The organism is Paenibacillus sp. TAF43_2, from assembly GCF_052113545.1.
GTDB lineage: Bacteria > Bacillota > Bacilli > Paenibacillales > Paenibacillaceae > Pristimantibacillus.
Window position 1 is genome coordinate 1 of the sequence record NZ_JBFRDK010000247.1, and the last position, 6,928, is coordinate 6,928.

Genomic DNA, 6,928 nt, shown 5'->3' on the forward strand with positions numbered 1-6,928 from the left:
CAATCCAACGATCAAAGGCAGAAGCACTCAGATCATATTCCTTGATGATGTTTGCTCTTGATTTTCCACTCTCATAAAGCTGGATCATCTGCTTCTTAAACTCTGCAGTAAATGTACGTCTTGCTTTTGGCATAATAGATTCGCTCCTTATCTGTTCTCTTCATTCTACTAGTCCTTATTTTTTCTGTCTAACTTAGTGTAGACGATCCACAAGCATATTTGTAGGAGATTAATGGAATGTAACAAGTGACTACAACGAGCGTAGGTTATTCTCTCAAGCGAAAGTTCTCAATAATAATAATGACTTGTGAAATTGGTTGGTTTATTATGGTAATAAGAGTGTGAGAAATTAAAGGGGAGAAAAATTTTTTATGGATCAATCAAATGAAGCTATTGGAGCTATTGAGTTTACAATAAGACCCAAGGTCGATGAAACACAGGAGTTTATTGAAATCGCAAACGACTTCTCTAATCCGCTTGAATTGGTTAGAGAGGCTATTAGTAATTCTTTTGATGCAAAAGCAAATAAAATTTGGATTTCCTTCCAAGTGATTCGAGAATATGGGGAGAATATCTTACAAATTATAATAAAAGATAACGGTAGAGGAATGGATATAGAAGGCTTACAATCATTTTTTGATTTGGGGAACTCCTTAAGACGAGGAGATAATGATTCCATTGGAGAAAAGGGACATGGAACAAAAGTATATTTAAACAGTAAGAGCATAGAAGTAATCACTAGAAAGGGAAAAGATAAATATATTGCTAGAGTAATTGAGCCATACAGAACTTTGTATGATAGACAGATCCCAATTGTTCATGTTACCAAAGAGGTTCTAGATGTTAGTGATTATGGAACAGAAGTTATTATTAGGGGGTATAATAACAATCGAAGAGATAAATTCACTCATGAGATACTAAAAGATTATATTAATTGGTACACCAAATTTGGTTCAATTGAACAATATTTTGATAAGAATGAGCTTAATAATACTAAACTTTATTTGAAAGGTTTAAATGTTTCGGAATATGAAGAATTATCTTTCGGTCATGTTTTTCCATCGGAAAATCATGATGTAAACAAATTATTTGATGAATATACAATCAATGCTCCCGAATATTACTGCAAAAAAATCGTTAAAGTAGGGGAGCTTAAGAATTTCCCCGAAATTAAATATGAGGCTGTATTTTATATTGAGGGAAACAAGGTTAAACAGAGCTATAATAACATGCTTAGAAGAAGAGGTTACACAGCACCTATTGGTTCATATACCGTTCAAGAGAGATATGGAATTTGGTTATGTAAAGATTATATACCGATTCAGAGAAAAAACGAATGGATCACGTATAAAGGATCTGAATATACTAAATTTCATGCATTCTTTAACTGTCAGGATCTAAGGCTCACAGCAAACAGAGGGTCAGTAGATAACACACCTCAAGAAATATTAAACGACATCAAACAAGTTGTTTATGAAGAAATGTATTCAAAAATTATTGAAAGTGATGATTGGAGACAGCTTGAATGGCTAGAAGAAGAGGCTGATGGTTATCGAACAACAGAAAAAGAGAAAAAAGACTTTGATTGGCGTAAACATAAGATTAATAAGTCTAATATTGCAATTTATGAAGGTCGTACTTTAGTTCAACCAGAAAGAGAAAGTGGTGTATTTGCCTTAACGATTCAACTGACAACCATAAATCCAAGCATTTTCCCATTTCAAATCTTAGATTATGATACTCACGCAGGAATAGATGTAATAGTAAAAGGCGACCATACAACACCAATTCATCAATCAAAACTTTTTTACGTTGAGTTCAAAAACTTCCTGAAAAATAACYTTAATCATTCTTTTGTCAATTTACATAGCATTATCTGTTGGGATACAGATATAAAACATGGAGATATTATCGAAGATATTAATAGAGAAAAGAGAAAAATGGTTATTTCAGCTCCTACTCAACAGGGAGAGTATACTAAATATTTCTTGGATGAACCGAGAAACCCACATAAAATTGAAGTGTTTGTTTTAAAACAATATTTAAAAGAAAAATTAAATATTGAATTTAGACCTAGAAATTCTACAGAAGTTCATGCTTAATATATGAACTTGCTTTGTTGAAGCTGTTTTAGATGTAGGCAGAATTGCTATTAGTGTGAATTAAAGTAATAAGGGATCGGATTGTTCCGATAAAGCGGCAACTTTCTGAAAGTGGTTTATATGACCGACTTGCGTATAAGTTTTGAATTAGGTACTATAAGTATACAGAACTCTATGAATTTATTTCCTTATATCACTTAGTAATAAGCCACCGGTTCTGTGCATCTACAAACGGCAAGTGATGAAAAAGTCAGTAATATCAAGCATTTGGCGGAACTGGCAGACGCACAGGACTTAAAATCCTGCGGTGGATGACCACTGTGTGGGTTCGATTACCGTCATCGGAACAACTTACTCAAGGAATTCAAGGGTTTCAGCTCATTGGGCTGAAGCCTTTTTCGTTCTTGGTGCGACTTTGCTAACATTTTTCTAACGAAGCTTATTTTCACTTTTATTCGGGTTTTCCGATACGTTCGGCACCATTTTTGTATTGGTTTTATCATGACGCATTATTGTTCTGAACGATAAGTTCGAGAATAACGTCACGCTGCTTTCTCAGACGCTGGATTTCGGCTTTAATGACTTCTTTTCGGCAAGGTAAAGTATTTTTGCTGCTATACTCTAAAGCAAGCTTTGGGTAGGCTCTTGCAATGTCCAGCAGGACAGAAGTTATTTCGGCATCGTTTAATCTCCGCCAAACGGTATATTTCATTGAGCTATGTCCTTTTCTTTTTTAGCAAATAGATCGTTAATATTCTGTGTTGTATTTTTTTTCGTCTCTATATCAATATGCATGTAGGTATCCGTCGTTAAGTTGATGTTAGAATGCCCCAACCATACTTGATTTTCTTTTAGATTTACGTCATGTTTAATCAAGTAGCTGACTGTTAAGATCCGGAGATTGCGGAATCTGATGTTAGGTATTCCGTATTATGGGTTTTCCATAAGGCCAGCAGCAAACAAGATAGCTATCTATATAATCATTGTGAAATCGCAGTTGTCTTTCTTTCGTTGCCTCTTTAGAATATTTAAATAATCCTCGACCTTCTCCATCAAAGGTAAAGTCCGTTGGCTGCTTCGCTCTTTGGTTTCTTCACGACAACCTTTTTGCCGTTCTTCAAGCGAACTTCTTTAATTGAAATGGTTTTTTCCTCGAAATTGATGCAATCCTACTTCAATCCAAGCACTTCGGAACGGCGCATCCCATAATGGGCTGCAATGTAAACTGTCGATTCTATCGGTGTACCAAGGCATACCTCGAATAGCTTCTCAAGCTGTTCGATAGTGTAATAGCTGGCGTTGTACTTCTTTTAAAGCAAAATTCGATCAGCGGGTTTAAATGGTATTAATTTCATTCTTACTGCAAAATCCAAAGCACTCATAATGTTAGCTTGATGCCTTCGTAAAGTTTTAGCAGACAATCTTTTCTTGCCTGTTTCTTGATCGTCCTGATGTTTGGTTCCATAGTATTTTTACAGATGAATCGGTTGCAATTCTTTCATAACCTTCCCAAGTAGACTCCTCGACCTTACTTTTAATGATGCTATGAAGCCAGTCGAGCATAGTATCGTTAAATGTAAATCGTTGCGGAAGAACAAAGATATTGTTTTCGATCTTCGTAAGCGTTTCTCGTAGAGATTTCTCGGCATCCGATTATTTTTCGCACTTGGTATTGATGTATATCTGCTTCCGCCTTCCAGACACTTTGTTTTGACAATGATATACCAGAATTTATTGTGTTTTAGTAAATTACCTTTCATGTGTATTGACCTCCAATATGATGTTTTAAAAATGAAAAAAACAGGAATATAATTGCCCCTGTCTGAAAGTCAGGCTATTCAGTTTACTATACTTTTAATAGCACATACTCTTCAATACAGGTTTTTGGCATCCAATTTGTCCAGAACGCAGTAAATCATAAGCTTTATTTCGATCGATTGCTAGTACGTTCATTATGTCTATTGTTATCACATCATCGTAGTCGGTAAACAGGTGATTTTGGTGTTCAAGAACTGGCAGACGAAATGTTTTTTGGTCTTATGGCTAAGTTTTGGCGTAAGCAGGGAATACAAATTTTTGGGGCTTCGGATTGTGCACGTTTCGTCGTTGGGTACTGTGAGCGTTTTTGTAAGCTTGAGCATTGCTGTAATTAGGCGTGTTTTGCTTACACCAATGCCTTTATCGTCTTTAATTGCTGTTAGGTAACGTCCAATAGTTCTGTGGTTTTGGGGAACTGTTCAAAAAGCTGTTGTATCGTGTAGCTGTTTTGCTATTCCCTGAGGGATTGGGACAGAAGCGATTTTCATTGTGTAGAAGGTTCATTGTGGCTCATCATGAAATGGGATTTGGGAAAAGAAAGAACCGAACACATTGTGTTTTGTCCGATTTATGCATGATCAGTCTTCTGAGAGGACTACCTATCATACATAGGTATCAGGAGTATAATGTAGATTTAATTTTTTTGCTTTGCGTCGGGAGCAAAGTTTATTAGCTAACAAAACAGATGTTCGGAAGGGAAATACTGTAATTCGACGAAATACTTTATAAATATGGTTCTCAAGACCTTCGTGAGTCTAAAGACACATAACTCACTAACTTATTAGGAGTGATTGGTATTACAACTTCAAAAAAACATATAGCACCTGGAAGTATGGCTGGATATTTATTTCAGCCGGAAAGAGCTTTATACTGGTTGTCAAAGAGCAAAACCGGGTCGCTTGTTGGAATAGAAACTGAAGATGATGTCGTACTAAAGGCAAAATACGGTATGGGAAATAGCGTGCGTGAACAAGACAAGCATTCCATATCTAGTAATATTCCTTTTGGAAATCATAGTAAAGATTTGTGGAATACATTAAATATATGGCTAAAAGCAATTATGGAACATGAAGTTGATGTAAACCTTACTGAATTCCATTTGGTTACAAATAAAAACGTTGATGATGGATTAGTAGTTAGATTATCTGCAGCCCAAACACAAGAAGAGGCAGAAGAATGCATAGTTGCTATCAGGGATATCGCTCAAGGAGTTCCATCTTCTATAGTAGAACTTGCTAATAAAGTTTGTCTTTATAGTGATTACATTCTAGCAGCGCTCATTAAGAAAATTGTACTGTGTGATGGGCACTCAGGAAGTTACGGTGACCAACTTGAAATGGAAGTAAAATCTTTGCTATTAATTCCAGAAGAAATGCCTTTTGAAGAAATATACAATTCTTTACTAGGCTGGGTGCATTATTGTGCAATGAATTGTTGGAGAAATGATAAACCAGCTTGGTTAAGTAGGGACATATTTGCAGTCTATTATCAACGATTACTTTCAAGATATAAATCTCAAGCCTTTAACGAAACAACCAAAAACTTAATACCTATAGAAGTAGATGATCATCAAAATCAATATAACAAATTATTTGTCAGTCAGTTATACCTATTAGCACTTGAAAAAGACGATGATTTGCTTATAGATGCTATTGATGATTACCTAAGGAGCATCACTGAGCGTACGCGTTTAAGTATCCGAGGGGAAATTACAAAAGACGAGATTGATAAGTTCGACCAAAATTTATTAGATAGATGGAAATTAATATTTGCAGAATATAAAAGGAAATATAAAAGAGAACAAGTGAATTGTGATGATGTAAATATACTTGGAGAAGATTTGGGTTTAAAAACCTTGGTGCAGACACTGGATCATAGAGAGCCACTTGCTGGGCAGCAAACTGAACAGTATTACTTAACGAGAGGAAGTTATCATAGGCTTGCTAATAAACTGAAAATCGGTTGGCATCCTGATTATAAAATAATTTTAAATAATGGAGACTAAAATGGAAAACATTCATGAATATGAAGTGGTTCAAAATGTAGCAATAGGTGCACTAGCTTTATGGACATTTTCGGTAGAATATTATAAGACTTTGGAAGAAAATAGAGGTCCTGATCTAGCTGTTTCAATGCTGGTCCTGCCTTTAATATTTAATGAAGATTTCGTGAAAAAAGCATACAGAAGAAATTTTAAAGGAGGCTTATTCAATTCATTAAATGAGGATAAGACTCTTTTTTTAGGAATGCAAGAGAGGATGGAAAGTATGGCTTCATTGACTTTAAAGTCCTTAAACATTTGCTTTTCTGCAAAGTTAATATTTTATGATCACGTAAGACATGAATATTTGCCTATACGAATGAATGTACCTCAAAATAACGGAAATAGTGATATCAAGGACATATTAGCAACAGCAAAGAGATTGGGATATTGGTTTTCCACTATAGATTTCAATGAACTATGTGCATTAATAAAAGTGAGGTATTAAATAATGGATTTTAAAATTAACTGCATTGTTTTGTGGCCACGTGATTCGAGTAAAAAGGAAAGAATAATTGAATTTAAACTCAATAAAATTAATGTAATTACTGGTGATAGCCAACGAGGAAAATCATCTATTATTCCTATCATAGATTATTGTCTTGGTAGTTCAAAGTGTGCTATTCCTGTAGGGATAATCAGAGAAAAAACTGAATGGTTTGGTGTAGTGGTTACATCCAACGGGAAAAACATACTTTTTGCTAGACGAGAGCCCGGAGCATATAACCAAAGCACTGAGATGTTCATGAAGGATGAAATTAGCATAGAAAACCTTCCTAGACCTACAGCTATGACAAATGTTACATTTGTGAAAAATAAACTGAACGAGTTAGCTGCTTTACCTTACATAACTTTAACAGATGATAATGATGATAATTCTTCTGATAAGCGTGCAAGCTTTCGTGATTTTGCTGCTTTTCAATTCCAGCCACAGCATATTGTAGCAAATCCGTATACACTCTTCTAC

General features: G+C 35.0%; 5 protein-coding genes, 1 tRNA gene and 1 pseudogene. 5 read left to right on the forward strand and 2 right to left on the reverse strand.

The genetic code is table 11. The features are described from left to right. On the reverse strand, window positions 1–133 hold a 133-nt coding region (locus AB4Z17_RS30585; protein ID WP_441964060.1), incomplete at its 3' end, for a transposase. A 238-nt stretch (window positions 134–371) separates the two neighbouring features. On the opposite strand from AB4Z17_RS30585, the gene AB4Z17_RS30590 reads away from it, so the two are divergent. Then, entirely contained in the window at window positions 372–2,102 is a 1,731-nt protein-coding gene (locus tag AB4Z17_RS30590; protein ID WP_441964052.1) for an ATP-binding protein, read from the forward strand. A 269-nt stretch (window positions 2,103–2,371) separates the two neighbouring features. Continuing rightward, window positions 2,372–2,446, forward strand: a tRNA-Leu gene (locus AB4Z17_RS30595). A gap of 155 nt (window positions 2,447–2,601) precedes the next feature. On the opposite strand, the gene AB4Z17_RS30600 is transcribed toward AB4Z17_RS30595, so the two are convergent. Then, on the reverse strand, window positions 2,602–2,814 hold the full coding sequence (locus AB4Z17_RS30600) for a hypothetical protein (protein ID WP_441964054.1): 213 nt from the start codon (window positions 2,812–2,814) through the stop codon (window positions 2,602–2,604). A gap of 1,893 nt (window positions 2,815–4,707) precedes the next feature. Here AB4Z17_RS30600 and AB4Z17_RS30605 point away from each other — a divergent pair. From AB4Z17_RS30605 to AB4Z17_RS30615, 3 genes and pseudogenes are all read left to right on the forward strand, one after another. Further along, window positions 4,708–5,925, forward strand: coding sequence for an ABC-three component system protein (locus tag AB4Z17_RS30605; RefSeq protein ID WP_441964056.1), 1,218 nt, complete (start codon window positions 4,708–4,710; stop codon window positions 5,923–5,925). A 1-nt stretch (window position 5,926) separates the two neighbouring features. Further along, window positions 5,927–6,409, forward strand: a complete 483-nt coding sequence (locus AB4Z17_RS30610; RefSeq protein WP_441964058.1) for a three component ABC system middle component — start codon at window positions 5,927–5,929, stop codon at window positions 6,407–6,409. 3 nt (window positions 6,410–6,412) lie between these two features. Beyond that, window positions 6,413–6,928, forward strand: a pseudogene (locus tag AB4Z17_RS30615) (DUF3732 domain-containing protein); the annotation flags it as partial.

Excerpts from the sequence above, each read along its gene's own strand:
- AB4Z17_RS30600 (WP_441964054.1), bottom strand. The coding sequence starts at position 2,814 with ATGAAATATACCGTTTGGCGGAGATTAAACGATGCCGAAATAACTTCT.
- AB4Z17_RS30610 (WP_441964058.1), top strand. The coding sequence starts at position 5,927 with ATGGAAAACATTCATGAATATGAAGTGGTTCAAAATGTAGCAATAGGT.